Source organism: Methylobacter sp. BBA5.1 (assembly GCF_000746145.1).
Taxonomy (GTDB): domain Bacteria; phylum Pseudomonadota; class Gammaproteobacteria; order Methylococcales; family Methylomonadaceae; genus Methylobacter; species Methylobacter marinus.
Genome location: NZ_JQKS01000023.1, coordinates 28,777 through 54,172, shown reverse-complemented (window position 1 = coordinate 54,172; position 25,396 = coordinate 28,777). Strand labels below are relative to the sequence as shown.

Below are 25,396 nucleotides of genomic sequence, written 5' to 3'. Positions count from 1 at the left end.
GAATTCGCGCTTTATGAAAGCGGCTTTGATCGTCTTTGGCGAATGAATTCGCCCTTACAGCACTGCATTAAATTAAAGCAGCACGACATCGTACTGTTCCTGATTATATTCCGCTTCCGCCCTGAATTTGATCTGGACGCCCAGGAAGGCCTCCAATTCGGCCAGCATATCGGCTTCTTCATCCAGCAACATTTCCACGACTTCATTGGAAGCCAGCACCAGCAACTGCTGAACATTGTATTGCCTGACTTCGCGGATAATTTCCCGGAATATTTCCAGGCACATGGATTCGGCGGTTTTCAGCACGCCGCGTCCGCCGCAGGCCTTGCAAGGCTCGCAGAGTACATGCTCGAGACTTTCGCGGGTTCTTTTACGCGTCATTTCCACCAAGCCCAGCACCGATACTTCGGTAATCTTAGTCTTGGCATGGTCTTTTTCCAGATTGCGCTCCAGCGCCTGCAAGACCTGTCTCTTATGCTCCTCGCTTTGCATATCGATAAAATCGATAATGATGATCCCGCCCAGATTCCTCAGTCTGAGCTGACGAGAAATTGTCTGCGCCGCCTCTAGATTGGTCTTAAAAATCGTTTCTTCCAGATTTCGTCCGCCGACATAACCGCCGGTATTGACATCGACCGTCGTCATCGCTTCAGTCTGGTCGAACACCAGATGTCCGCCTGATTTCAATTTGACTTTGCGTTCCAGCGCCTTTTGAATTTCATCTTCGACACTGTATATATCAAAGACCGGGCATTCACCGGTGTAGTGCTCGATGATCGGCACCATTTCCGGCACAAACACTTCAGCGAACTCGATCAGACGATGATAGGTTTCCTTGGAGTCCACGCGAATCCGTTCAATGCATTCCTTATATAAATCCCTTAAAGTCCTGACGCTGAGCGGCAAATCCTTATGAATGAACTGCTTGGGCTTGGCTGTGGCGATTTTGGCCAGAATCGATTCCCACAGCTTCAGCAAAAACGTCATGTCCGAAAACAATATCGCCTCTTCCACGCACTCCGCCGCTGTTCTGGCGATAAAACCGCCACAGCCATGCTGCTGCCGGAAGGAATCAATGCATGCGCGCAGCCGGGCTCGCTCGGTTTCGCACTCAATGCGCTGAGATACGCCTGAGTTGTTGGCATAAGGCATATATACCTGATACCGCGATGGAATTGATATCTCCGTGGTCAAGCGCGCGCCTTTTGTACCAATGGGATCTTTGACGACTTGCACGACGATGTGCTGACCCTCGTGCAGATAGTGTTCGATATTCTCCGAGCGCTTTTTTTCCAGTTCCCTGCTGCATAAATCGGAAATATGCAGAAATGCGGCCCGGGACAGTCCGATATCGACAAATGCCGCCTGCATACCCGGCAGTACCCGGCACACCTCACCTTTATAAATATTGCCGACCAGACCTATTTGTCGGCTTCTTTCAATGATCAGCTCCTGCAGAACGCCATTTTCAATAACGGCAACACGAGTCTCGGGCGGGGTAACATTAATTAAAATTTCTTCGCTCATTTGAACAGCTCTATTCCCTGTTTAGCCAATAGTTCGGCGGTTTCAAACAAAGGCAAGCCGACCACGCCGGAAAAGCTGCCGCTTATAGACGATACAAATATCCCGCCCATCCCCTGAATGGCATAGCTTCCGGCTTTATCGACCGGTTCACCGCTGTGCCAATAAGCCAGCATTTCCCGCTCCGTCAACGTCCTGAAAGTGACATCGGTAACGCTGACTGCCTGCCAGTGCTCGCGCCCTCTGAGCGAAATCGCACTATAAACCTGATGTGTTCTTCCCGACAACCGCATCAACATGGCGATCGCATCCTGCTGATCCCGCGGCTTTCCCATAATCCTGTCATCCAGCACCACAGCCGTATCGGCCGCAAGGACCGGCACTTGGCTGCCGAATTTCGCGATACAGGCAGCCGACTTCTCCGCTGCCACGCGTTTGACATAAGCCAGAGGAGCCTCATTGAGACGAGGTGTTTCATCAAGCTCAACCGGACGAATCAAATAATTGACCTGGATCTGATCCAGCAGTTCCTTTCTGCGGGGCGAGGCTGAAGCGAGAATAAGCTGTACCGTCATTATCGATGATAGGGGTGATTGTGAAGAATACTCCAGGCGCGATAAATCTGTTCGGCCACGATAATCCTTACTAAAGGATGCGGAAACGTCAGCGTTGACAAACTCCAGGATTCCCTGGCTATTTGCTTGGCTGCATCTGACAACCCTTCCGGTCCGCCGACCAGCAAGGCGATGTTCTGCCCGCTTTCCAGCCAGCGCTTCATGGCCTGCGCCAGATCGGGAGTGGTCCAGGGCTTTCCGGGAATATCCAGGGTCACGACATGCACTCCCTGAGGGATAGCGGCCAGCATACGCTCGCCTTCTTCTTTAACGATTCTGGCAACATCGCTATTTTTACCCCGCTTGCCCGGCGCAATTTCTTTAAGCACCAGTTCGCACTCACGCGGCAAGCGCTTGGCATATTCGTCGTAACCCTGCCGCACCCAGTCGGGCATACGGTTTCCTACTGAAATCAGATTTATTTGCATGCGCTGCAGAATACAGAGATCACGATTTTGATGCAATTCAGTCTCATAGACAAAACCCGCCATTAAGTAAATAATGCCACTGACTGAATACCAGGCACCTATTGCGCGGAAAAAATGACGCGTCCGGTAGCTTCATTCCATCAGTTTAATTGTTTGGCACAAATGCATAGTTTAGTCTTTCTGGCTCCGTTTTTGCTTAATTTTTTAACCGGTGTGACACATAGACAGCTTCCTATCGGTTTTTCGAGCACTGCAACTCTTGGATGCCCATGGATATTCAACGAAGCGCTACCCGCTCCCAATGACCGCGTTACCAGAGACGTGTGACTACACTACCGCCCATACTAACCGCGGCGTCATTAGTTTTTTAACCAATTGCCAAGAGCTCTACCATGCGATTCAACATTCTGTCTTTGCTTTTACTGCTATCCAGTCTCGAGTCCTGCGCCTGGAACAACGCGCACACTACTTCGCAAGAACAGAATGCCTCGATAATGCCAAGCAGGAACAGGACTGTCAGTTTCTTCAGCCGTATCCATAGAGGGACCCGAGACACGGAAAGAGCCATTTGTGGCTTTTTATATGGCGTACGGGATGGTGTCGACCGTTTTATTTACGATGTTGAAAAAGACTATTATGACGATTATCAAAAATAGCGGAGAGACTGCAAATGCTTTCTGTAAAACTGTCGGGCAACAATTTAGACGGGTTTAAGAAGGACCGCAACTTTCCTCAAGTTCGAAGACAGGCAGGTTCGGATAAACAGCACCGGGATTCTGTACCGAAAAAAAGAACCAAGGCTTAACGGTAAACGGTCAAGCCAGGCAACTTAGGCAGCCTGAACAGGAATGGTATGAGAAGAACGTATAACTTCGTTCTTTTCATTGAAATAAACCAATGTAGGCTTATAATTTGTCAGCTCTTTTTGATCCAGAATCGCATAGGCGCAAACAATGATCAAATCGCCGGGACAGGCCATTCGAGCCGCGGCTCCATTAACGGAAAACAACCCGGAACCCTCTTCCGCACGAATAGCATAGGTTGTAAAGCGCGCGCCGTTATTAATATTATAAATTTGTATCTGCTCATATTCTCGAATGCCTGAAAGATCCAGAATACTGCCATCGATTGCACAGGAACCTTCATAACTCAACTCCGAGTGGGTTACCGTCGCTCTGTGTAATTTCGCTTTAAGCATCGTAATTTGCATATTAAAACAATATAAATACTTTTAAGAACCGCGCATTATGCATTAATTACATAAGCGCATCAACTTTTTAGATATCATGAAACTGGCAACGTTCAGCTCTATCCATCATCACCAACAGGCATGCCGAGTTACGCCTGAACCGGTGCACTCAGCCCAGCACCCTTAGCCATTCAAGCAGAATTTATGGCTTTTTCAAACCTAATAAATCGTCGACGACTTTGTCCTTACCTGGAAAAATAGACATTATCGATCAATCGAGTCCTGCCCAGCTTTGCCGCCGCCAATATAACCAAATCCCTGTCCTCTATTTGCGCTTTGCTCAGATCTGTGCTGCGGCATACGGCAAAATAATCCGGCTGAAAACCGGCTTCCCGCAAAAACAGCAGCGCCCGATTCTCGATGTCCGCGTAAGGCCGATCTCCAGTCAGAATGGCATCGCGCGCCATGCATAAGGATTCATACAATTTGGGAGCCACCTTAATTTCTTCCACGGACAAATAACCATTTCTGGAACTCATCGCCAAACCGCTGGCCTCCCTGACCGTATCCACACCGACGATTTCCACCGGAAAATCAAGATCCCTGACCATGGTCCGTATCACGACCAACTGTTGAAAATCCTTTAGGCCAAACAAGGCAATATCCGGCTGCACCATGTTGAATAGTTTACAGACGACCGTCGCCACACCATTAAAATGTCCCGGCCTGGACGCCCCACAATACAACTCGGACAGCCCGACTACCGATACGACCGTTTTGGCATCAGGCACATACATTTCCGAGACAGGGGGCAGAAACAACAGATCCGCGCCGGCAGTTGCAAGTTTTTCCTGATCTTCGCGTTCGGTGCGAGGGTACGTCTCGAAATCTTCCCCGACTCCGAATTGGGTAGGATTGACGAAAATACTGACTACCACGCGATCGGCTTTTTTTCCGGCCTCGCCGACCAATTGCAGATGGCCCGCATGCAGGTTGCCCATGGTCGGCACGAATGCAATGCGCTTGCCGGCCAATCGCCACTTCGCCATGGTATCGCGCAGCTCAGATACTGAAGTAACTTTCCGCATAATTTAAAAGCTGTGTTCAGGTGTTGGAAACTGTAACTGCTTGACGGCCTCATGATAAGCAGCAATAGCCTGCCCGATACCGGCGGCGCCTTGCATGAAATCCCTTGAAAACCGGGGCCGCTTGCCGACGCCGATGTTGAGCATGTCATAAAGCACCAGCACCTGCCCGTCGCAATCGATGCCGGCTCCGATGCCTATGACAGGAATAGAGAGCTGGGCACTGATGTCGCCGGCAAGCTTCGCAGGCACACACTCCAGAACCAGCAACCCCGCCCCCGCCTGCTCCAGATTATGCGCATCGGCAAGAATTTTTTCCGCTTCAACGCGCTCCTTGCCTTGTACCTTATAACTGCCCAATTGATTGATGGATTGCGGCAGCAGTCCTAAATGTCCACAAACCGGAATGCCCTGATCGACCAGAAAAGCGACGCATTCGGTCCGCGCCCCTTCGAGTTTGACCATTTGCGCACCTCCGGCCTGCATCAAACGGGCGGCATTTTCGGCCGCCATAAGCGGCGTGGCATAGCTCATGAAAGGCAGGTCGGCAATAACAAATGCCCGGCGCCTGGCATTGCTGACGCAGCGGGTGTGATAAACCATGTCGTCCATCTTAACCGGCAGCGTTGTATCATGTCCCTGAATCACCATCCCCAGGGAATCACCCACAAGCATCACATCGATGCCGGCACTGTCGATCAGCAAGCTGAAACTGGCATCGTAAGCGGTCAGGCAACTAATCTTCTCGCCGCGCCGTTTCATCGCCGACAAGTCATTAATTGATAACGGTTTTACCGTAGATAGCGAAGGATACTGAGTCACTTCAGGCCAACCGTTCCAGACCGTTCAAGGGGCAACTTCTAATCAAATCCGCTATGTGACCCTTGCCCGGCACCAACAATTCCGGCGCAATTTCATACAAGGGATACAGCACGAAAGCCCTTTCGGCAACCCCGACATGCGGCACCGTCAACTCAGGCAGGTCAATTTGTTGCCCACCATAGATCAACAGGTCCAGATCCAGCGTTCTGGCACCCCAGCGTTCGCCTTTGCGCACACGGCCGTGCTCATGTTCAATGTGCTGCAGACTTCTCAGTAAATCCATGGCCGGCAGGTTTGTAGCAATCGCCATAACTGCATTAATGTAATCCGGCTGATCCTGCGGCCCCATCGGCGGACTATGGTACAAGCTCGAAAAGGCAAGCTCTTCCACATCATTCAATCCGGCGATTGCCGCATGCGCCGAGTTAATCTGTTCGGCCGGGTTTTCAAGGTTGCTGCCTAAACCTATGTAAGCGACAACCTGATCTTTGTCTGAGTTTTTCATAGCTGAACTCATTTCAAGGTAAACGGTTCAAATACCTTTATCCTGAGTGGCGGCTTTTTTTCGATAAGTCCTTTTCCGCCTTACTCTGCCGTTTTGAGCACCGCGCGGAGGCCGGGTCATTTTCCTTTGCTCGGTTTCATCCGCCTCCTGGTAGCGCCCCCACCATGCCGCCAGCTCAGGATCGGCACCGCCCGTTTCCGCGCGCAACAACAGAAAATCATAGGCGGCTCTAAAACGGGGATGCGCCAACAAGCGGTTGGGCCTGGAACCGACACGCATATTGAATTTGGGCTGTAGCGTCCAGACTTCCCGCATCGACATAGTAATATGACGAGGCAAAGAAGTGCTACTGCTCTGCCTGGAAATCACTTCGGTGGCCGCTTCCTGATAGGCCATTGATTCAGCCATGCCTTTCGCTACTTTTTCCTTGGCTCGTATTGCCACCGGCTCCCATAAAAATGCGGCCAACAGGAAATAAGCCGTAACGGTTTTGCCTTCGGCTATTCTGTTATCGGAATTTTCCAGCGCTTTGATCAGGAACAACTTAGGAAAACCATCTTCCTCAACCGACAGGCTGCTCTCGGTGTCAGGAAACAATATCTGAAATAACCCATAATGCCGGAGCATTTCAAAAGTCTGCAAGGCGTATCCCGATAGAAACAGTTTCAAGGCTTCATCATAAAGCCGGGCAGCCGGTATGCCGTACAACAATTCGGCCAGATCATGAATGGCTTTCTCACAGTCGGGATCCAGATTAAAACCGAGCTTGACGGCAAAGCGCACCGCCCTCAGCATACGCACGGGGTCTTCACGGAAACGCGTTTCAGGGTCACCGATCAGCCTGAGAGTTCCGGTCTTATGATCGTCCATGCCTCCGGTATAATCAACTACCGAAAAATCCTTGATGTTGTAGTAAAGCGCATTAACTGTAAAATCCCGCCGCCAGACATCTTCTTCAATCGTACCGTAAACATTGTCCCGCAACAAACGCCCTTCCTTGTTGAGTACCTGCTTATCGCTCTGCGCCTCTCCTGCACCTCGAAAAGTCGCCACTTCGATAATTTCACGTCCGAAATGCACATGCGCAAGGCGAAACCGGCGACCGATGACACGGCAGTTACGAAAAACCTTTCTGATCTGTTCAGGATCAGCATCCGTGACCACGTCAAAATCCTTGGGCTCCCGGCCCAGCAATAAATCCCGCACGCAGCCGCCGACAAGATACGCCTGGAACCCAGACTTTTGTAATCGATACAAAACCTTCAATGCATTTTCGCTGATCTGGGAGCGCGAAATACTGTGCTCGGAACGCGCATATATTTTCACGGCTGGCGTAGCGTCAGGTTCAGCTTCATTGCTGGCTGGATTAATAATTTTTTTAAAGAAGTTTAAAATGGTCTTTATACCTTGTCTGTTTTTTAATTGTAATATCATATCATTTCATATGATTCTATCCCAATTGACAACTTTCTTTTCTTTTACATTCCCCTTTTTATTATAGTAAAATCACGTCTCTGATTTTTTAATAGCAATCCCAATCGGCTCAATATACTGTTTTTGACGGTTTATAAAGATCAGACAACCCTTTTTTTAACTACGTGCACAAACCCTTAACGTGCTTGACGGAATTGTTATGTTCAAAAAGATTATAAATGGCTTCATTGACCAACCTTTGCTAACCAGCCTTTTTGTAACAGATTTCTTAATTCTTCTGTTCCATAAACCGCCTTTTCTGTTCTCGTTGGCGATGCTGGGAGCGTTAATTGCCATGTGCATGTATTTTGGTCAAAAATTGGCCTTGTTCAAAGATTAATTGTCTCGTTCGCCTCAGAAGAAACAGCTAAAACCAGATAATGGCTCATCGCCAGTACCTGGTTTTTCGCGCCGTTTGGCGGTTATTATCTACGATCTCTTTCTGCTTCTCGCACTTTTGTTTTTCGCGACAGCACTGCTTCTTCCGTTGAATGCCGGAGAAGCATTCACCTCCCGTCAATTCTTTTACCCTGTTTATCTGCTCGTTATCAGCTTTCTTTTTTATGGCTGGTTCTGGACTCACGGCGGACAAACCCTGGGCCTACGATCATGGAAGTTAAAAGTACTGACCTTCAACGGCGAACCCATCAGTTGGAAACAGGCATTATTGCGTTTTTTAGGCGCCATAATTTCCTGGGCTTTTTTGGGTCTGGGATTTTTGTGGATTCTTATCGATAAAAACAGCCGGGGCTGGCACGACTATTTATCGAAGACCGCCTTGTTTTTCGATTCGCAAGAGACACGGCGTTAATAAGGCCAATACCGCTCAAGAACGGACATGATGGCAATGTATTGTTCTATTCGATACCTTTATTACAAGCCAGAAAGCACCTGCCCAACAAAAAAATCAAATAATCCATCTGCCGTCCCGGGCAAGCCGTTCCCATGTCCGGCATCAGTTTTCATCAAAATCCGGAACCCAACTTTCCCGCCATCTGCCAATCTTGTCAGCAACCTTGATTCAGAAAACAAAAAAGCTTTAACCTATCCGAATGCCATGCCCGTTTATGCCGGCTTGGGATATGGCGGACTAACCCTGACTTTTCCTTGAATGCGCCGCATAAAGCGTAATCAATGCAGCCATGAGCCCACTTTCTTAAAATTATGAACAATCCATTACTGCAGAACTCAGCATTACCGTTGTTTTCACAAATCAAACCTGAACATGTGGAACCGGCCATCGATCAGCTGCTGGCCGACGCCCGCACCATTGTCGAGCAACACCTTCAGGCGGCCACCGAGTACACCTGGGAAAACCTGGTTGAACCGATTGAAGACGCTGAAGATCGCCTGAGCAAGGCCTGGTCTCCGGTCAGCCATATGAATTCGGTCGTCAACAGCGATGCCCTGCGCGAAGCGTATAACGCCTGCCTGCCCAAACTCAGCGAATATTCGACTGAAATGGGCCAAAACGAAAAACTGTTTAACGCCTATCAGGCCATTGCCGACAGCGAAGCGTATACTGCGCTGGATAGCGCACAACAAAAAATCATCCAGAACGCGCTAAGGGATTTCAGATTATCCGGGATTGATCTCGATGCCGGAAAGAAGCAACGCTATAAAGAAATCAGCCAGGAACTGTCACAGCTTGCCAGCAAGTACGAAGAAAACCTGATGGATGCGACCAATGCCTGGACCAAGCTGATCAGAGACGAAGATGACCTGGCCGGTCTGCCCGAATCCGCGCTGGCGGGAGCCCGGCAAACCGCTGAAAGCCATAATGAAGAAGGCTGGATGATCACGCTGCAGTTTCCTTCCTATATCGCAGTCATGACTTATGCCGACAACCGGGAATTGCGCCGTGAACATTATGAGGCTTTTGCCACGCGCGCATCAGACCAGGGCCCGCATGCCGGTCTTTATGACAACAGCGAAATCATGGAAAAAACGCTGGCCTTGCGTCATGAAAAAGCCCTGTTGCTGGGTTTTAACAATTATGCCGAACTGTCTTTGGCCAAGAAAATGGCCGAAAAATCCGAAGACGTGGTCGGCTTCCTGGAAGACCTGGCCGACCGGTCCTGGCGCCAGGCGCGCAAGGATTTAGTGGAATTGCGCCAGTTTGCCAGGCAACACTACGGCATCGGCGACCTGCAACCCTGGGATATCAGCTATTACTCGGAAAAAATGCGCCAGCATTATTACCAGCTGTCCCAGGAAGAAGTGAAGGCCTACTTCCCCATCACTCGCGTTTTGCCCGGTCTGTTTGCCGTCGTTGAAAAGCTGTTCGGCCTGAGTATCAGCGAAATTACCGGCTTTGACAGCTGGCATCCCGATGTCCGTTTCTTCGAGATCCACGACCAGCACGGCCAATTGCGCGGCCAGTTTTATACCGATCTTTATGCGCGTCCGAAAAAACGTGGCGGCGCCTGGATGGATGACTGCGTGAGCCGCAAGAAAACCGGCGATCGCATTCAGACGCCGGTCGCCTATTTGACCTGCAACTTCACCCCGCCCGCCGGCAATGATCCTGCGTTATTGACGCACGACGAAGTCACGACCCTGTTCCATGAATTCGGCCATGGCCTGCACCACATGCTCACGCAGATCGATCATTTAGGCGTATCGGGCATCAACGGCGTCGAATGGGACGCGGTCGAACTGCCCAGCCAGTTCATGGAAAACTGGTGCTGGGAAAAAGAAGCCCTGGACCTGATTTCTGGCCATTATCAGACCGGCGAGCCGCTGCCTGAAGAACTGTTCAATAAAATGCTGGCCGCCAGAAACTTCCAGTCCGGCATGATGATGGTCAGACAGCTCGAATTCAGCCTGTTCGATTTCAGAATCCACCGGGATTACGACCCTAAAAAAGGCGGCCGCATTTACCAGACACTGGAACAGGTCAGAGATATGGTCGCCGTTATCAAGCCACCCAGATTCAACCGTTTTGCGCACAGCTTCTCGCATATTTTCGCCGGCGGTTATGCAGCCGGTTACTACAGCTATAAATGGGCGGAAGTGCTGTCCAGCGACGCTTTCTCCCTATTCGAGGAAAAAGGCATTTTTGATCAGGAAACCGGCCACTCGTTCCTGACGAATGTTCTGGAAAAAGGCGGTAGTGAAAATGCCATGGACCTGTTCGTGCGCTTCCGCGGCCGCAAACCGGCCATCGATGCGTTACTGCGGCACAACGGCATAGCGGCATGAAGTACAGAGACCTGCGCGACTTTATCAGGCAACTGGAAAAACAGGGTGAGCTGAAGCGAATCACGATGCCTGTCGATCCCTATCTGGAAATGACCGAGATCTGCGATCGCACCCTGAAGCAGGGCGGTCCGGCGCTGTTGTTCGAATACCCGACAGGCTCCAATATTCCGGTTCTGGCCAACCTGTTCGGCACGCCGCGCCGCGTCGCCATGGGCATGGGGGCCGAATCGGTCGCGGAACTGCGCGGCATCGGCGAACTGCTGGCTTATTTAAAGGAGCCGGAGCCGCCTAAGGGCATGAAAGACGCCATGGAAAAGATTCCGGTTTTCAAGCAGGTGCTGAATATGGCGCCCAAGCTGATCAAGGAGCCGCCCTGCCAGGAACTGGTGCGCGAAGGCGACGCAATCGATCTGGGCGACTATCCGATTCAGACCTGCTGGCCTGATGATGCCGGCCCCTTGATCACCTGGCCGCTGGTCATCACCAAAGGTCCGAATAAAGACCGGCAGAACCTGGGCATTTACCGCCAGCAGGTCATCGGCAAAAACAAGGTCATCATGCGCTGGCTGGCGCATCGCGGCGGCGCCCTGGATTTCAGGGAGTGGCAACAGGCCCATCCCGGCCAGCCTTTCCCGGTTGCCGTGGCCCTGGGCGCGGACCCGGCTACGATACTGGCCGCCGTCACGCCGATTCCCGACACCCTGTCCGAATACGCATTCGCGGGCCTGTTGCGGGGCAGCAAGACGGAAGTGGCCAAGTGCCTAACCAGTGACTTGCAAGTTCCGGCCAGCGCCGAGATCGTTCTGGAGGGCTTTATCTATCCCGGAGAGACGGCGCCTGAAGGTCCGTTCGGCGATCACACCGGCTATTACAACGAGGTCGATGAGTTTCCAGTCTTCACGATTGAACGCATCACCCAGCGTCAGGCGCCTATCTATCACAGCACCTATACGGGCCGGCCGCCTGATGAACCCGCCATCCTGGGCGTGGCGCTGAATGAAGTCTTCGTGCCGATATTGCAAAAACAGTTCCCGGAAATTGTTGACTTTTACCTGCCGCCGGAAGGTTGTTCGTACCGCATGGCCGTCATCAGCATGAAAAAACAATATGCCGGCCACGCCAAGCGCGTCATGCTCGGCACCTGGTCGTTCCTGCGCCAGTTCATGTACACCAAATTCGTCATCGTCGTCGACGACGATGTCGACGTGCGCAACTGGCAGGATGTGATCTGGGCCATAACCACGCGCATGGATCCGGCGCGCGACCTGACGATACTGGAAAATACGCCTATCGATTATCTTGACTTCGCCTCGCCGGTATCCGGGCTGGGTTCCAAAGTCGGTTTTGACGCGACCAATAAATGGCCGGGGGAAACCACTAGGGAATGGGGGCGTCCCATTGCTATGTCCCGGAATGTCATTAAAAAAGTGGACGAGATCTGGGACTCTCTATTTTAAATAGCCTAACCATTACTGAACATCGGGTTCAACCGGTTTTTATTTTTCATCTGCACCGCTGCCGCAGCGGTGCAGACTCCGGCCAATCTTTTTAAACACTCACAAAATTGTCAGGCAGCGCATTTTATGATAATAAGATAGCGTCTCTGTGAGAGTTTGTCTCTGCTATCGTTTAGCCAATAGTCCTGAGTTCAAGGACTGCATCAAGTCTAGCCCTGTTTTTTATTCGTACCATTTTTAAAGTTTAAATGGACAGCTCTGTGGGTAGAGCTTGGGAAGGAAAAACTGAATAATTTGTGGAGAACGACATGAATGAGAAGTCTCCCGTTCGTGGAGTGAAAGACAAAAACGCCAGCGAAGCCCGTATACCTGGTCTGGATGCCTTGCGAGGCATGGCCGCGGTAGGTGTGGCAATCTTCCACTTCCATTATTTCTTCGATGCCGGCCCCAACTTCCTGATACTCCAGCCCATTTATAATGGCGCTCATTTTTTTGTCGAGCTGTTTTTTGTGTTATCGGGATTCCTGCTGGTTCAGGTTTATGCGCATATTCGCAGTTACCGGGAACTGGCGGTACGCCGCATTGCCAGATTATTTCCCTTGCAGTGGTTGAGCCTACTGCTCGTAATGATCGGGCAGTACTGCTATGCCCAGGTCCATGGCAAGCCGTTTATTTATGAGATCAACGACAGCTACCACTTCGTGCTTAATCTTCTGCTCCTGCAGCAGGTAGGCCTGCAAGAGGGCTTTTCGTTCAACGGCCCTTCATGGTCCATTTCCGCGGAATGGGCGATTAATCTGGTCTTCTTTGCCCTGCTGCTGCGGCCCAGGCTGCTCGTGCCAGCTTCCATTGTATTAGCCCTTCTCAGCGTCATACTGTTATCGGCTGGCGCGGGCGACATCGCTCGGCTGACGATCTTGTTCGGATTCCTGGATACAGGATTGCTGCGTGTCGGCTTCGGCTTTTTTGTCGGAGTACTCGCCGCGAAGCTCGTTACCCGGTTCTGTACACCCGGACGAATGAGTTTAAGCTGGGACGGCATTACCTTGATTTGCCTCACCGTTTTCATAGGGTTTCTCGGATCAGTCGAGATCAACCACAACCTATACGCGCAAATTCCTGTGGTCGGTGTGCTGATGCCTTTGCTTGTTATCGCATGTTCCAAAGGGCGGCTTTTCTCGACAGTGCTTTCAACGAGGCCTCTGACCTGGCTGGGCGATATTTCCTACGCCGTCTACTTATTGCATTTTCCGATTCAGATACTGATCTTCGGATTTCGCAAATCGCTGCCGGTTCCCCTCAATTCAGGGGAAGCTATACTGGCCTATGTGTTGCTGCTACTGGCTGTATCGCATCTGGTATTTACCTATTTTGAACGTCCGTCGCAAAAATTCATTCGTGCCCGATTAAGAGCTCGCTCGCCGGCCGTTCCAATATCGGAGCCTTATAAAGCCATACCGGACGATGAGGTGGATGCCGTCGTTTCCGGAGCGGCCGAACGATGAAAACATTCCGTATCTGTGCCGCTCCTATTCTTAGAACGTGGTTAATGATCGCCGTCCTCGCCTGCTGGCCGTTTTATGTGCAAGGCGCTGATGTCGTCGATCTTTTCATTCTTGCCGGTCAAAGCAACATGCAGGGTTACATGGGCGATGCCTCGAAGTTTCCACCGGGTTCATCGATCACCGATCTTTCCATCCCGTTTTATTATGTCGAACCGGCCATGGACGGGCATGATCTGGCGCCAAAACCGAGCGCAGTTTCCGAAACCCGGCCCATATCCGCAGCAGCTAAATCAATTGCAAAAGCCAAACAACTATGGAGCGATTTTCGACGCGGCTCGGCTCGATTGTTAGAGTGGCCGCCCGCACCAGTGCCGCGGCTGCAATGGACTTATCTCGGGCCGCAGTGGGGTCGATTCCCCGGCGGCCATTTCGGACCGGAAGTCAGTTTTGCCAGAAAACTTTTGCAGGATGGACTTCATCCCGCCATATTCAAATATTCCAAAGAATCGACCAGCCTGGCCGACGATTGGAAAGGACCGGGAGAAGGAGGGTTGTACGATGATTTCCTGAAAACCCTGCGTAAAGCAATAAGCGACCTGAATCACGCCGGCTACTCGGTCAAGATTCGAGGTCTGGTTTGGATTCAAGGGGAAAATGATGCCTTAACGGAAGAAGCGGCTGATCGGTACTTCAACCGGCTACAATCCATTATCCGCGATTTGCGTCAGGAAATATTGACGAACCGAACGCCTGTCATTCTAGGCGCTGACGAGATGCATCCGCATATGGCACTGCGGCCGCAAGTGAAAGCCGCCCAAGAAGCCATGGCCAAGGCCGAACCATGCGTCATTCGATCTTCCATGCAAGGCCTGAAAAAAGCCGATTTCACGCATTTGACGCCTGAAAGTCTTGTTGATCATGGACTTCGGCTTTATCGCAGCTATCGGCGGATAGCCGCGGACTGTTCTTCTACTCCGAGGTGAATGGGCAAACCCCAAGTTGACCAGGTTGCAATCCTTTTTATTTAGGAGACAGTGTCAATCCGACTGACGATTTCGCTGGAAGCCAGTTCCAGGCCGAATTTGTAACATTCGCTGGCTTTATCTGTCTCCCCGCGGGCAAACAGCAAATCGCCCAGCAGTTGGTAAGCCCGGACAGTCGGTTCGATGGTAATACTGTAACTGAGATACTTCTCGGCTTTTTCGGTATCGTCACATCTGAGACTCAATTTACCTAGAGTCAATTGTAAAATCGCGTCACCCGCATGCGTCGTGAGCCATTGCTCCGCCGTTTCAAGCTGTTTGAATGCATCAGAAGACTGTATGTCGCCAAACAAGACCAGCAGAGTTTGATCCCAGCTTGTCGACAGGATTTTAACCAGTTCATCCTCAACCTGAGCACCGGCGCCGGCTTCAATCATGGCGGCAAAATAGATCGCCGGTATGCCGTGCATGCTTTTGATATGATCGGGAATTTCCGACCAAAGCGACTCAATTTCCTTGATATCGCCAGTTTCGGCCACCTGCTTTAATAATTCACTGTAAGCCTCGGTCTCGAGCAATTTTATCTCGGCCTCCATCAGCACTTTATTATTATTCAACGACGGAATCAGTTTTCGAATACCTTCCCAATCACCTATGTGCTGATAAGTCTGATGCAATAATTTCAGCACACTGGCATGCGTCGGATCTATAGAATGTAGGCGGGTCAGGGTTTCCAGTGCTTGTTCAAACTGATTCCCCGACAAGTGCAGTTCCGCCTGGGTCAAGCCGATCGCGACATCGGAACCGGGGGCCTGATCCGCGGCCTTTCTTAAATATTCGTCTCTTTTATCATAGGCGCCACGCGATTGCGCGGCTTTTGCCGCGGTCAAGTAATGCAGCAACGGCGCACCGCTATTCGAGGCATGTTTGATTAATACTTTTTCGGCCTTTTCCCAATTACCTTCGGCCGAATCTACCAGGCCTGCAATCAAGGCTTCTTGGGAACGGTTGAATTTAATGTTTTTTGTACGCGCTTTGACTTGCCCCGGCAGTCTGAGCAGCCAGCCCAGAAACCTAAAGACCAAATAGAGTATGAAAAAGCCAACGATCAGGCTGACTAAAAAAACAACCAAGGTGGTCTCCATGGACCACTGACCAATGCCGATCAGCACATAACCGGGATTTTCAAAGCCCCCCAGCCATTGATTGACCAATAAAGCGGCGGCAATCGTAATTAACAGAGCCCCCAAAAAGAAAAGTATATTTTTCTTCATTACAGACTCTCTATCATTGCGCGGCAGGTGCGGGAGCCGGCGCTACTGCCGGTTCTGGCTCCTGCGGGGGAACGGGTTCTGGTGTGGCTGCCGGTTTCTGGGCCGATGGCGCTGGCGCTACTGCCGGCTCAGGTCCGCGCGCGGGAGCCGGCTGCGGTACTGCTTCAGAAGGCGGCATCGCCTTGTCGGTTTCCAGCCTGAGTTTGACAATATCCCTGAGCATTTTCAGTGATTGACTGATATCTGGAAATTGGCTTTGGATCTGAATTCCCTTCAGTCTGTCCAGTTCGGCAATAAAACTTTTTGCTTCCGGATTCTGCATAAAATGTTGCTCCGTCCATTTTTTTGTATCCGCCAGACTGGCCTGATAAAGCGGTTCATTGTGCTGAACCAGCGCAACCTTGACCGTTTCCAGCTTTAGCTTTAACTGCTCTTTGATGAACTGAGCTTCTTCCTGGGTCAATATCGCTTTGATCGGCTGTTCGGTATGCCGGATCGTGACAATCTCTTCCAATTCGCTCAGCGCGGAATCGAGCAAATCTTTTTCTTCCAGGCTTTCTTCAGCCGGTTTTTCGGGCTTTTGGGGAGGTGTCGGCGTTTTGCCGGCATGCGGCAAATACAAGGTCAACTTGTCTATCTGGTCAATCTGTGACTGAATTGATGAGTAAATGCCAACAATATCGGGAACCTCGATTCTATTAAGTGCTGCAAGATCCCTGGCGATCTGCTCACGTACCTTGAACACCGCCGCATCACCGCTTTCCCGCAAGCGCTGGTCGGCTGCTTCCAGGGCCGCGCGCGTGGTATTTACATCTCCCACCAAATGCAAACGCTCGCTGGCCGTGCTCAGTAAATATTCGGCGTCGGCAATCAACCAGTCGCCGCGCGTCTTGCCGAGTTGCCGCTGCACCTGCTGAATGGCACTATTGAGCTCTTTGCGGGTACTGTCGAGTTTTTCGTTATGCAGACGGGAAAAATCCTCTAGCGTTTTGGTATAATGCGCATCCTTGCCGGCAATACTGGCTTCCAGGGTTGCCAGTTGCGACTGCACTGCGGATAATTGCGACTGATATCCGCTGATCTGTTTCGACAGTTCAATCAGATGCATATCGCCCTTGTTTACTTCCCCGCCTAAACTGGTCTGTTCCTCACGCAATTGCGTAAATAGGATGAATCCGGCGCCAGCCACCCCGAAAATGATGAGCAAAATAATGATACCAAACCAGAATCCGCTACGAGACCGGTGAACTTTAGTATTCTCGCTCACGTTCTGTTCCTGTTTTTTACTCAATTCGGCCACACTATTCCCCATTACATACTATTGTTACTGTCTCTAGAATTTCTGTGTCAGCAGGATTTTCCGTCACAGTAATCCGTTTAAACCCCATCTCCGCAGCCAATTGCCTGATTCTATCGCTCACCACTACCAAGGGGATCGGCAATAACAGCTGATGATTTTCTTCGCCCAGCATGATTAATAAATTCCGCAATGCTTCACCGCTGGTGACGGTGATAACATCCAGACGGCGCTGGACAAGTAATTGGACTACCTGTGACTTATCAATACTGGGAATCGTTCTTTTGTAAACTTCCAGATACTGAACCTCTGCCCCTCTGCCACGCAGGATATTGGCCAGTTCCTCCCGCCCGCCTTCTCCCCGCACGATCAAACAGGCCTGTCCCTTGACCTGTTGCATTTGCGGCATGGCCAACAATGCTTCACTGGTATAGCCTTGTTCAGGCACCACATCGACAGCCATTCCGGCTGTTTCCAATGCCCGGGCGGTTGCCTGCCCCACAACGGCAAAACGCACGGTCTTTAATCGATCTATTTTGCCATCATTCGCTTTCAGTGCAAAATTTACTGCATTTGCGCTAATAAAAACAACCCACTGGAATTTTTCGAGGTTTTTTAACGTATTCCTGACTTCGCCGATATTGTCGCGCGCGACAATATCGAGCACCGGAAAACGAATGGCCTCGCCGCCATGCTCTTGAATTAAACGGCTTAAATTTTCTGCCTGATGGGCCGGCCGCGTGACTAAAATCCGCGCACCGTTTAATTGCTTGATCAATGGAACAACTCTTGCAAAATTTTATCCGCGCCACAGGCCAATAAATCTTCCGCGATCGAGCATCCGATAACTTCGGCCTGATCCGGAGTACCTGATTGCGCGGTGCGGTAAATCACCGTGCCGTCGGGGCTGCCGACCAATCCGCGCATGACCAGCAGATTGCCTTGCAACTGCGCAAAACCGGCGATCGGTACCTGGCAGCCGCCATTCAAACGCGCATTCATCGCTCTTTCGGCACTGACGCAAATTTCGGTATCGTGATCATGCAGGGCTCTCAACATCGCGTTGACTTCGCTATCATCGGCGCGGCATTCTATACCGATAGCGCCTTGCCCTATGGCCGGCAGACTGATGTCGGGGTCGAGGCATTCCGCGATACGGTCAGCCATGCCCAGCCGTTTCAGCCCCGCCGATGCCAGGATAATGGCATCAAATTCACCGGCATCGAGTTTCGCCAGCCGAGTATTGACATTGCCTCTCAGCGATATTATTTCCGCCTCGGGGTAGCGCTCTTTTACCTGACATTGCCTGCGCAGGCTGGACGTGCCGATTCTGGCATTAGCCGGCAAATCCAGCAATGACGCATAGCGGTTCGACACGAAGGCATCGGTCGGGTCTTCCCGCGTTAAAATAGCCGCCAGATGCAACCCTTCCGGAAACTCTACCGGCACATCCTTCATCGAATGCACGGCAATATCGGCTGTTCCCTCCAGCATGCCCTGCTCCAGTTCCTTGACGAACAAACCCTTGCCGCCGACTTTGGCCAGAGGCGCATCCAGGAATTTATCACCGCGCGTGGTCAGTTTTACCAGTTCGGTTTTCAGGCCAGGAAAAGCCTGCTCCAAACGTTTTGCAACATGTTCTGCCTGCCACACCGCCAAAGGACTCTTGCGCGTGGCTATACGAATAATTTTTTCAGCCAAAATAAACCCTTCATTTTGAATATAAATTGCACATTGTACTCCCATTAACGCAATGGCGTCTTATTGGCCTTAAATTCTTTAAAACAACTGCGCACTTTCGCGGCCAACCGGCGGCTGACTATCAGTTTCTCCTCAATGCCCAGGCATTGGATCGACAACCGCCCATCCAATTGTCTCTGCAGGACCTCAATATGGCGCAGGGAAACCAGCGCATTGCGATGTATCCGGATAAATAGCCCAGTGAATTCGTCTTCCAGCGCTTTTAACGACTCATCCAGCAAATAGGCTTTTTCAGGCGTTTTGACGATGACATATTTTTGGTCGGCCTGAAAAAACACAACATCTTTAATCGGAACCAGATGCAAGCCCGCCTGCACCTGTACGCAAAGATGAGAACGCGCCGAGTTCTCGGGCAGCCATTGCTTTAGATCGTCCCATTTTGCACGATTGAACACCTGCGCTTTCTGCAGGGCGTTAAGCAGGCGCTCCTTGCGAATCGGTTTTAATAAATAGTCGATCGCATTCGCGTCAAAAGCCTGCAGCGCATGTTCATCATAGGCGGTGGTAAAAATAATGGCCGGCGGAGATTTTATTTTCGCCACCTCCCGCGCGACGCTCAATCCGTCCATATCCGGCATTCTGACATCCAGCAGCAGAATATCGGCCCCGGTCTCCTGCCATTTCTGTAATGCCACGCGACCGTTTTCAGCCTCCGCAACGATCTGGACATCCTCAGTAGTTATTTCGTTGATCAGGCTTTTCAAACGCAGCCTGGCCAGCTTCTCATCATCGGCGATTAAAATTTTCATGATTTGATTTGATAAGGAATCATTATATCCACGTAATAGCTTCCTTCTTTCCTATAGCGTTTGACATGGCCGTTGCCCGCAAAACACCCCGCTATTCTGGCCGCCAGGTTATCCATTGCCACCTGATTGCCCTTACGCTGCCGGTAAGCGCCGTCAGGCGGCAGCGTATTTCTCACCGACAGCACAATCCCGCCGAGGCCCCATGCGCCCCTGATGACAATTTCGCCACCCTTCGGATCGGGTTCCACACCGTGATAGACCGCATTTTCAACCACCGGCTGTAAGCTCAGCGGCGGCAGCAGCGCATCCCGAGGCAGGTCGTCAATATCCCAGCTGACTTTTAAACGTTCATCCAGGCGATGAAACTCGATCGCCAGATACAGGTTCACCAGCTTGATTTCCTCGTCCACCCTGATCAAGCGGGCCTGATCGACCCGCATGCTGGCACGGATCAGTTCCGCCAGGTCTTCTATCAACTCTTCCGCCAATCCGGGCTGAATCCGGGTCAAACTGGCAATGGTATTTAAACTGTTAAACAGAAAATGCGGCCTCATCCTTGCCTGCAGCGCATCCAGGCTGGCGGCGGCCTGCGCTTCAACCTGACGTTGCCATTGATGCAGAACGAACAGATAGCGCAACACAGCCAATGAGACCAGGCTGCTGATACCTACCGTACGCCAGTAAAATTCGGTTTTGTGCGCCGGACTTACCAATGGCAATAAAAGATTCGCCTTCGGCAGCGCATCAACCACCAGCCAACAAACCAGAGCGCTGATCAATTGGATGATGCTAAACGCCGCCAGCCCGGCAAAAAAGTCGCTGCCGCGCGCCAGTCTTTTCCCCAGCCAGCACAAGGCGGCCGCGCTCATCAGGGCGATCCACAGCGCGAGCAAAGACCTGATCCCGAATTCGGACAAAAAACCCAACGCCGAGGTATCTGCCGCCAGCGTCAGTAAAAACGCCAGCAATTCGGCCAGAAAGAATACGACCAACAGCATCCTGACCGAGCAAAAATCCGGTAAAAAATTCATCTCTGCTTTTAAATTCATCAACAACAGTTTAGTTGTATAATCTGGCATTTTCAGTTAACCGCATTAAAAAAACGCCATGACTACAGTTAATTCCGACAAACTTTCCAGTGCTCGTTTCGCCGAAGCGACCGATGCCTTTGTTGAGGTGTTTACCGCTTCGGTGGACTTTGACCGGCGCATGGCGGAGCAGGATATACAAGGCTCCATCGCGCACGCCACCATGCTCTGCAAGATCGGCATTCTGACCGAGCAGGAACGCGACGACATCATCGGCGGCCTGACCCGGATCGGGCAGGAAATCAGGGAGGGCAAGTTTGCCTGGTCGATCAAGCAGGAAGACGTGCACATGAACATCGAGGCGAGGCTGACCGACCTGATCGGCATCGCCGGCAAGAAATTGCATACGGGCCGCTCCCGCAACGACCAGGTTGCGACCGATATCCGCCTTTACCTGCGCAGTGAGATCAGCAACATCAGCGTCCAGCTTACGCGCCTGCAAACCGCCATTCTCGATCTGGCCGAACAAGAAGCCGATACCATCATGCCCGGCTTCACGCATCTGCAGGTCGCCCAGCCGGTCACTTTCGGCCACCACCTGATGGCCTGGTTCGAAATGCTCAGCCGCGACCATGAAAGACTGCGGGACTGCGGCAAGCGTCTCAACATCATGCCCCTGGGCGCCGCGGCGCTGGCCGGCACCAGTTACCCGATCGATCGTCAGATGACGTCCGACCTGCTCGGCTTCAACCGCCCGTCGGCCAATTCGCTCGATTCGGTCAGCGACCGCGATTTCGCGATCGAATTCACCGCGGCCGGCAGCCTGATCATGATGCATCTGTCGCGTTTTTCCGAGGAATTGGTCCTATGGTCCAGCGCCCAATTCGACTTCATCGACATTCCCGATGCCTTCTGCACCGGCTCGTCGATTATGCCGCAGAAGAAAAACCCCGACGTGCCCGAACTGGTGCGCGGCAAATCCGGGCGCGTCGCCGGCCATTTGGTGTCGCTGCTGATGCTGATGAAAAGCCAGCCGCTGGCCTACAACAAGGATAACCAGGAAGACAAGGAACCGCTGTTCGACACGGCCGACACCCTGATCAACTGCCTGCGCGCTTTTGCCGACATGGTGCCGCATCTCGTTGCCAAAAGGCAGAATATGTACAATTCAGCCAAGCGCGGCTTCGCCACGGCCACCGACCTGGCCGATTATCTGGTGCGCAAGGGCATGGCTTTCCGCGATGCGCATGAAGTGGTAGGACAGGCCGTGCGCCTGGGCCTTGACAGCAACCGTGATCTATCGGAGCTCTCGCTGGCGGAGTTGCAGCAGTTTTCAGCCATGATCACGGCCGATGTATTCGAGGTGTTGACGCTGGAAGGCTCGGTCGCGGCCCGCAAACATATCGGCGGCACGGCGCCTGAAACCGTAAGGCAGGCCATCCAGGCCGCGCGCCAAAGCATCTCGGCCGCCTGATAGCGCCCAGTTTCAAGGTGCAAGGCCCGCTCGCGCTTTGCGCCTTGACTCACCGGTGTTAATACCGGACTGATAATCAGTGTTCATTCACGCTTTGTTCTATACTTGACGGGTATCAATACTGAATATCATCACTGTGACAGAACACTATCAATTGCCGCCTATCCGCCTGGGCTCGCCCGGCGAAGACATTTCGGTCAGGGATCTTCAGGCGATCAAACAGCGCTTTAAAAAACTGCACCAGTATCGGAGACAGTGCGTCCAGAATTTTCTGCAGCCCCGGCAACGCCTGTTTTTGGATCTGTTACCGCTGATTTTTCATCATAACTACCCGTTGCTGCCGGGGTTTATTTCCTCGGAAACGCCAGCCGGCATACCTGACTACAGCCCTTCCAGCCAGACCATAAAAGCGGCCAAGCAGTTCTCAAAAAATTTCAAAAGCATGCGCCGCATGCTCCACAGCTATCCTATCGAAGGCTTGTTTCTAATGGGCAGCGCCGGCAGCATAGCCTTTTCCAAAACCAGCGACATGGATATCTGGCTTTGCCATCAGGCCGGGTTATTGGCTTATGAACTTGATGAACTGCAAAAAAAGGCCGCCGCCGTGGAAACATGGGCGGCATCATTAGGGCTGGAAGTACATTTCTTCCTGATCGACAGCCAACAGTTCCGGCTTGGCCATGACACGCCGCTGTCCACGGAAAGCAGCGGCAAAACCCAGCATTACCTGCTGCTGGAAGAGTTTTATCGAACCGCTATTTATATTGCCGGCAAAAGCCTGGCCTGGTGGCTGGTCCCGCCCCATGAAGAGAACAATTACACCCAATATGTCAAGCACCTGAAAGAGGGCCGCTTCATTTATGACCATGACTTTATTGATTTGGGAGGCCTGGAAGCCGTGCCCGCCGAAGAGTTCATCAGCGCAACCCTCTGGCACATCTACAAGTCCATTCATGCCCCGCACAAATCGCTGCTGAAGCTGTTATTAATGGAGTGCTATGCCAGCGAATATCCCCAGCCGGAGTGGCTTTGCCAGACGATAAAAAAAATCATCTATCAAGGAAATTTTGTCACCGCCGACCTGGACCCCTATTTGCTCATCTACCGCAAGGTTGAAGCTTATCTGCAACAGGCCGGCAGCACCGGCCGGTTAGCTCTGGCGCGTCAATGCTTTTACCTGAAAATCATGGGCTTGTCCGATAATACCCTGGATGCTCAAAGCCGGGCTTTCAAGGAACACTATATACAGGATATTGCCATTGCCTGGCACTGGCCAACTTCGACGATCGCCGATCTTAAACAGCAGAAATACTGGGATATCCGGAAAGCGACGCAGGAACATGCCATTATTCTCCGGCAATTGACCCATTGTTTCCGCATGATCATGGGTTTTGCCAGAGAGCATGTTAAGCAAAACTATGAGGTCGGTAATGATCTGAAGCTGATCGGCAGAAAGCTTTACTCATTTCTCAGAAAAAAGACCGGCAAGATTGAAATTATCACAACCCGCACCGCCATTCATGCCAAGGAACAGGAATTATCCATTGTCGAAACGCCAGGTTTCGGATGGTCTTTGTTTCTGAAAAAAGTTCAGATAAGCGAGGCAGCGGATTTTGATCCGCTGATCTCCTGTCGCAGCTTGCTTGAAGTCTGCTGCTGGCTGGTCGTCAATCGACTTTACCATAAACAGCTACAGCTCCATTTCAGCTCGACATCGCTGCAGTTCCCACGAGGCGAATTGCATGCCATCCTGAGCCATTTGGACCAATTTTTAACACCCCACTTTAACCGCGAGAACTCGCTGGATACCTACCGGCATTTAAAAACCCTGCTTAACTCGCTGATTGTTCTGAATTTGGGCCTGTCAATGCCCGACAGCCGGGAAGCAGGCCTGCATCTGATGAGCGATCGCTCCGACCCTTTAAGTTACGGCCATGACCGACAATGTTTCGTGCAAACGCTGGACAGTGTCTCAATCTCGAACTGGAATGAAATCACGACCTGCCGGTATGAAGGCATGGAAGGCCTGCTTGATTGTCTGACGCGGATTATCAACAAACACAGAAAACCCTTGTCGCCGGATGATTTAACGCTGATCTGCCATACGCCGATTCGCGCCCACAGCATCATGCAGCGCATTAAGAGCGTTTTCAATATGTTGATAACGCTGTTTCCCGGACAAGACAATTCGACACGCTACCTATTGTCCGGCGGCGCGACATTTTATGTCTTCCAATGCAGCAATAATTTTTTAGGTTATCGAAGTTTGGCTACAAAGGACCTGCTTCTTAAAGAGCTGGCTCGCCCTCAGGCGCAATTCGGCCATCTCGTTTTTGATCAGGGCATCCTTGAAGACACGCCCATTCCGCTGATCTATACGTTAAATAAGGCGCAGACCATTCAACTATTTTATGCACACAGCCTGACGCAGATCATGGTTTATATCGTCGATGAAAAAGGGGCCTTGTACAGGCAAACGCACAACCGCTCAGACCCCAATCAATTGTTGAATCAATATGCCGCTTTTCTGGAAGCGGTGCTTAATCACAATGCGTTAAAGCCCCTGCTATCCATTGAGTATTACGAAATCCAGAAAAATTCCGCCGGGGTTTTGTCATGCAGTCCATTGCAGCTGAAAGCGCCCTCGGCCGGCAAGCAGCTGACCGTGCGCATCAGCGGCGAAATTGCCGATAATGGTTTGGCTTACACGATTTATTGCAACAAACAGGCATTCTCATCACGAACATACGGCAACCAGCTTTTTCAGGCCGTCCATGAGCATATCCTGCAGTTCCGGCGCGACCAGCTGGATTATCCGGTTTATATTACCGATATAGACCTGCCGCTTTCCGCATTTCATCTCGTCAGTCCGGATCAGTTGCAAACCATCCATTACCTGAATTACAAACAAAGCATAGAGGCCAAATTAAATGCCCGCGCCACTTTGCCATGACCGAATTTTCATAGAATAGACTAATCGCCCTGGCTTTTGGTATAGTCGTAAAAAACCACGGAGATTCGGTG

General features: G+C 51.4%; 24 protein-coding genes. 10 read left to right on the top strand and 14 right to left on the bottom strand.

Annotated elements, in window-relative coordinates; translation table 11 throughout:
• Window positions 1-72: 72 nt before the first annotated feature.
• From rng to rlmH, 3 genes are read right to left on the bottom strand one after another with little or no spacing between them, the layout of a single operon-like run.
• Window positions 73-1,527: a ribonuclease G gene (gene rng / locus EK22_RS14800; RefSeq protein WP_020159143.1), complete on the bottom strand. Its 1,455-nt coding sequence runs from the start codon at window positions 1,525-1,527 to the stop codon at window positions 73-75.
• Window positions 1,524-2,099 (bottom strand): Maf family protein, encoded by a 576-nt coding sequence (locus EK22_RS14795; RefSeq protein ID WP_036252245.1) that lies wholly within the window; start codon window positions 2,097-2,099, stop codon window positions 1,524-1,526. The genes rng and EK22_RS14795 overlap by 4 nt, the downstream gene beginning before the upstream one ends.
• On the bottom strand, window positions 2,099-2,566 hold the full coding sequence (rlmH, locus tag EK22_RS14790; protein ID WP_036252314.1) for a 23S rRNA (pseudouridine(1915)-N(3))-methyltransferase RlmH: 468 nt from the start codon (window positions 2,564-2,566) through the stop codon (window positions 2,099-2,101). Before rlmH ends, EK22_RS14795 begins: the two co-directional genes overlap by 1 nt.
• 392 nt (window positions 2,567-2,958) lie before the next feature.
• Here rlmH and EK22_RS24325 point away from each other — a divergent pair, with 392 nt between their 5' ends.
• Window positions 2,959-3,222 (top strand): hypothetical protein, encoded by a 264-nt coding sequence (locus tag EK22_RS24325; protein WP_152565118.1) that lies wholly within the window; start codon window positions 2,959-2,961, stop codon window positions 3,220-3,222.
• A 173-nt stretch (window positions 3,223-3,395) separates the two neighbouring features.
• Here EK22_RS24325 and panD read toward each other — a convergent pair whose 3' ends face one another.
• The 5 genes from panD to pcnB all read right to left on the bottom strand — a co-directional run bounded on the left by panD (window position 3,396) and on the right by pcnB (window position 7,601).
• Window positions 3,396-3,776 carry an aspartate 1-decarboxylase gene (gene panD, locus EK22_RS14780; protein WP_036252240.1) on the bottom strand — a complete coding sequence of 127 codons (381 nt, stop codon included), beginning with the start codon at window positions 3,774-3,776 and terminating at the stop codon, window positions 3,396-3,398.
• A gap of 224 nt (window positions 3,777-4,000) precedes the next feature.
• Window positions 4,001-4,843 carry a pantoate--beta-alanine ligase gene (gene panC, locus EK22_RS14775; protein WP_036252238.1) on the bottom strand — a complete coding sequence of 281 codons (843 nt, stop codon included), beginning with the start codon at window positions 4,841-4,843 and terminating at the stop codon, window positions 4,001-4,003.
• Window positions 4,844-4,846: 3 nt separating this feature from the next.
• A complete protein-coding gene (gene panB / locus EK22_RS14770) occupies window positions 4,847-5,662 on the bottom strand; it encodes a 3-methyl-2-oxobutanoate hydroxymethyltransferase (protein ID WP_027147229.1) in 816 nt (271 codons plus the stop codon).
• 1 nt (window position 5,663) lies between these two features.
• Window positions 5,664-6,167 (bottom strand): 2-amino-4-hydroxy-6-hydroxymethyldihydropteridine diphosphokinase, encoded by a 504-nt coding sequence (folK, locus tag EK22_RS14765; RefSeq protein WP_036252235.1) that lies wholly within the window; start codon window positions 6,165-6,167, stop codon window positions 5,664-5,666.
• Between the two features lie 27 nt (window positions 6,168-6,194).
• Window positions 6,195-7,601, bottom strand: coding sequence for a polynucleotide adenylyltransferase PcnB (pcnB, locus tag EK22_RS14760; RefSeq protein ID WP_036252233.1), 1,407 nt, complete (start codon window positions 7,599-7,601; stop codon window positions 6,195-6,197).
• A 199-nt stretch (window positions 7,602-7,800) separates the two neighbouring features.
• On the opposite strand from pcnB, the gene EK22_RS25295 reads away from it, so the two are divergent.
• The 7 genes from EK22_RS25295 (at window position 7,801) to EK22_RS14730 (ending at window position 14,789) form a co-directional block, all read left to right on the top strand.
• Window positions 7,801-7,980: a hypothetical protein gene (locus EK22_RS25295; RefSeq protein ID WP_020159135.1), complete on the top strand. Its 180-nt coding sequence runs from the start codon at window positions 7,801-7,803 to the stop codon at window positions 7,978-7,980.
• Window positions 7,981-8,451, top strand: a complete 471-nt coding sequence (locus tag EK22_RS14750) for an RDD family protein (protein ID WP_051961918.1) — start codon at window positions 7,981-7,983, stop codon at window positions 8,449-8,451. It abuts the gene before it with no gap.
• A gap of 27 nt (window positions 8,452-8,478) precedes the next feature.
• Complete coding sequence (locus tag EK22_RS24320; protein ID WP_152565117.1) at window positions 8,479-8,751, top strand: hypothetical protein; 273 nt, start codon at window positions 8,479-8,481, stop codon at window positions 8,749-8,751.
• Between the two features lie 53 nt (window positions 8,752-8,804).
• Entirely contained in the window at window positions 8,805-10,844 is a 2,040-nt protein-coding gene (prlC, locus tag EK22_RS14745) for an oligopeptidase A (RefSeq protein ID WP_036252227.1), read from the top strand.
• On the top strand, window positions 10,841-12,301 hold the full coding sequence (gene ubiD, locus EK22_RS14740) for a 4-hydroxy-3-polyprenylbenzoate decarboxylase (RefSeq protein ID WP_036252225.1): 1,461 nt from the start codon (window positions 10,841-10,843) through the stop codon (window positions 12,299-12,301). The genes prlC and ubiD overlap by 4 nt, the downstream gene beginning before the upstream one ends.
• Before the next feature lie 308 nt (window positions 12,302-12,609).
• Entirely contained in the window at window positions 12,610-13,806 is a 1,197-nt protein-coding gene (locus tag EK22_RS14735; protein WP_081917913.1) for an acyltransferase family protein, read from the top strand.
• Complete coding sequence (locus tag EK22_RS14730; RefSeq protein ID WP_081917912.1) at window positions 13,803-14,789, top strand: sialate O-acetylesterase; 987 nt, start codon at window positions 13,803-13,805, stop codon at window positions 14,787-14,789. Before EK22_RS14735 ends, EK22_RS14730 begins: the two co-directional genes overlap by 4 nt.
• A 41-nt stretch (window positions 14,790-14,830) precedes the next feature.
• Here the strand turns inward: EK22_RS14730 and EK22_RS14725 are convergent, their stop codons facing one another.
• The 6 genes from EK22_RS14725 to EK22_RS14700 are packed head-to-tail and all read right to left on the bottom strand — an operon-like array spanning window position 14,831 to window position 20,901.
• Window positions 14,831-16,063 (bottom strand): heme biosynthesis HemY N-terminal domain-containing protein, encoded by a 1,233-nt coding sequence (locus tag EK22_RS14725; RefSeq protein ID WP_020159129.1) that lies wholly within the window; start codon window positions 16,061-16,063, stop codon window positions 14,831-14,833.
• A 13-nt stretch (window positions 16,064-16,076) separates the two neighbouring features.
• Window positions 16,077-17,375: a uroporphyrinogen-III C-methyltransferase gene (locus tag EK22_RS14720; RefSeq protein ID WP_036252216.1), complete on the bottom strand. Its 1,299-nt coding sequence runs from the start codon at window positions 17,373-17,375 to the stop codon at window positions 16,077-16,079.
• Entirely contained in the window at window positions 17,365-18,138 is a 774-nt protein-coding gene (locus EK22_RS14715) for a uroporphyrinogen-III synthase (RefSeq protein ID WP_036252214.1), read from the bottom strand. Before EK22_RS14715 ends, EK22_RS14720 begins: the two co-directional genes overlap by 11 nt.
• Entirely contained in the window at window positions 18,135-19,106 is a 972-nt protein-coding gene (gene hemC / locus EK22_RS14710) for a hydroxymethylbilane synthase (protein WP_020159126.1), read from the bottom strand. The genes EK22_RS14715 and hemC overlap by 4 nt, the downstream gene beginning before the upstream one ends.
• Window positions 19,106-19,870, bottom strand: coding sequence for a LytR/AlgR family response regulator transcription factor (locus EK22_RS14705; RefSeq protein ID WP_036252212.1), 765 nt, complete (start codon window positions 19,868-19,870; stop codon window positions 19,106-19,108). The genes hemC and EK22_RS14705 overlap by 1 nt, the downstream gene beginning before the upstream one ends.
• Window positions 19,867-20,901 (bottom strand): sensor histidine kinase, encoded by a 1,035-nt coding sequence (locus tag EK22_RS14700; protein ID WP_161786444.1) that lies wholly within the window; start codon window positions 20,899-20,901, stop codon window positions 19,867-19,869. Before EK22_RS14700 ends, EK22_RS14705 begins: the two co-directional genes overlap by 4 nt.
• A gap of 76 nt (window positions 20,902-20,977) precedes the next feature.
• Here EK22_RS14700 and argH point away from each other — a divergent pair, with 76 nt between their 5' ends.
• Together argH and EK22_RS14690 are read left to right on the top strand one after the other, a co-directional pair.
• Window positions 20,978-22,372: an argininosuccinate lyase gene (argH, locus tag EK22_RS14695; RefSeq protein ID WP_036252209.1), complete on the top strand. Its 1,395-nt coding sequence runs from the start codon at window positions 20,978-20,980 to the stop codon at window positions 22,370-22,372.
• Between the two features lie 136 nt (window positions 22,373-22,508).
• Window positions 22,509-25,325, top strand: coding sequence for a class I adenylate cyclase (locus tag EK22_RS14690; RefSeq protein WP_036252206.1), 2,817 nt, complete (start codon window positions 22,509-22,511; stop codon window positions 25,323-25,325).
• The last annotated feature ends 71 nt before the right edge of the window (window positions 25,326-25,396 follow it).

What these genes read in the sequence shown, in the direction of transcription:
- rng (WP_020159143.1), bottom strand. Translation starts at nt 1,527, where the DNA reads ATGAGCGAAGAAATTTTAATTAATGTTACCCCGCCCGAGACTCGTGTT.
- EK22_RS14795 (WP_036252245.1), bottom strand. Translation starts at nt 2,099, where the DNA reads ATGACGGTACAGCTTATTCTCGCTTCAGCCTCGCCCCGCAGAAAGGAA.
- rlmH (WP_036252314.1), bottom strand. Translation starts at nt 2,566, where the DNA reads ATGCAAATAAATCTGATTTCAGTAGGAAACCGTATGCCCGACTGGGTG.
- EK22_RS24325 (WP_152565118.1), top strand. Translation starts at nt 2,959, where the DNA reads ATGCGATTCAACATTCTGTCTTTGCTTTTACTGCTATCCAGTCTCGAG.
- panD (WP_036252240.1), bottom strand. Translation starts at nt 3,776, where the DNA reads ATGCAAATTACGATGCTTAAAGCGAAATTACACAGAGCGACGGTAACC.
- panC (WP_036252238.1), bottom strand. Translation starts at nt 4,843, where the DNA reads ATGCGGAAAGTTACTTCAGTATCTGAGCTGCGCGATACCATGGCGAAG.
- folK (WP_036252235.1), bottom strand. Translation starts at nt 6,167, where the DNA reads ATGAAAAACTCAGACAAAGATCAGGTTGTCGCTTACATAGGTTTAGGC.
- pcnB (WP_036252233.1), bottom strand. Translation starts at nt 7,601, where the DNA reads ATGATATTACAATTAAAAAACAGACAAGGTATAAAGACCATTTTAAAC.
- EK22_RS25295 (WP_020159135.1), top strand. Translation starts at nt 7,801, where the DNA reads ATGTTCAAAAAGATTATAAATGGCTTCATTGACCAACCTTTGCTAACC.
- EK22_RS24320 (WP_152565117.1), top strand. Translation starts at nt 8,479, where the DNA reads ATGATGGCAATGTATTGTTCTATTCGATACCTTTATTACAAGCCAGAA.
- prlC (WP_036252227.1), top strand. Translation starts at nt 8,805, where the DNA reads ATGAACAATCCATTACTGCAGAACTCAGCATTACCGTTGTTTTCACAA.
- ubiD (WP_036252225.1), top strand. Translation starts at nt 10,841, where the DNA reads ATGAAGTACAGAGACCTGCGCGACTTTATCAGGCAACTGGAAAAACAG.
- EK22_RS14735 (WP_081917913.1), top strand. Translation starts at nt 12,610, where the DNA reads ATGAATGAGAAGTCTCCCGTTCGTGGAGTGAAAGACAAAAACGCCAGC.
- EK22_RS14730 (WP_081917912.1), top strand. Translation starts at nt 13,803, where the DNA reads ATGAAAACATTCCGTATCTGTGCCGCTCCTATTCTTAGAACGTGGTTA.
- EK22_RS14725 (WP_020159129.1), bottom strand. Translation starts at nt 16,063, where the DNA reads ATGAAGAAAAATATACTTTTCTTTTTGGGGGCTCTGTTAATTACGATT.
- EK22_RS14720 (WP_036252216.1), bottom strand. Translation starts at nt 17,375, where the DNA reads ATGGGGAATAGTGTGGCCGAATTGAGTAAAAAACAGGAACAGAACGTG.
- hemC (WP_020159126.1), bottom strand. Translation starts at nt 19,106, where the DNA reads ATGGGAGTACAATGTGCAATTTATATTCAAAATGAAGGGTTTATTTTG.
- EK22_RS14705 (WP_036252212.1), bottom strand. Translation starts at nt 19,870, where the DNA reads ATGAAAATTTTAATCGCCGATGATGAGAAGCTGGCCAGGCTGCGTTTG.
- EK22_RS14700 (WP_161786444.1), bottom strand. Translation starts at nt 20,901, where the DNA reads ATGAATTTTTTACCGGATTTTTGCTCGGTCAGGATGCTGTTGGTCGTA.
- argH (WP_036252209.1), top strand. Translation starts at nt 20,978, where the DNA reads ATGACTACAGTTAATTCCGACAAACTTTCCAGTGCTCGTTTCGCCGAA.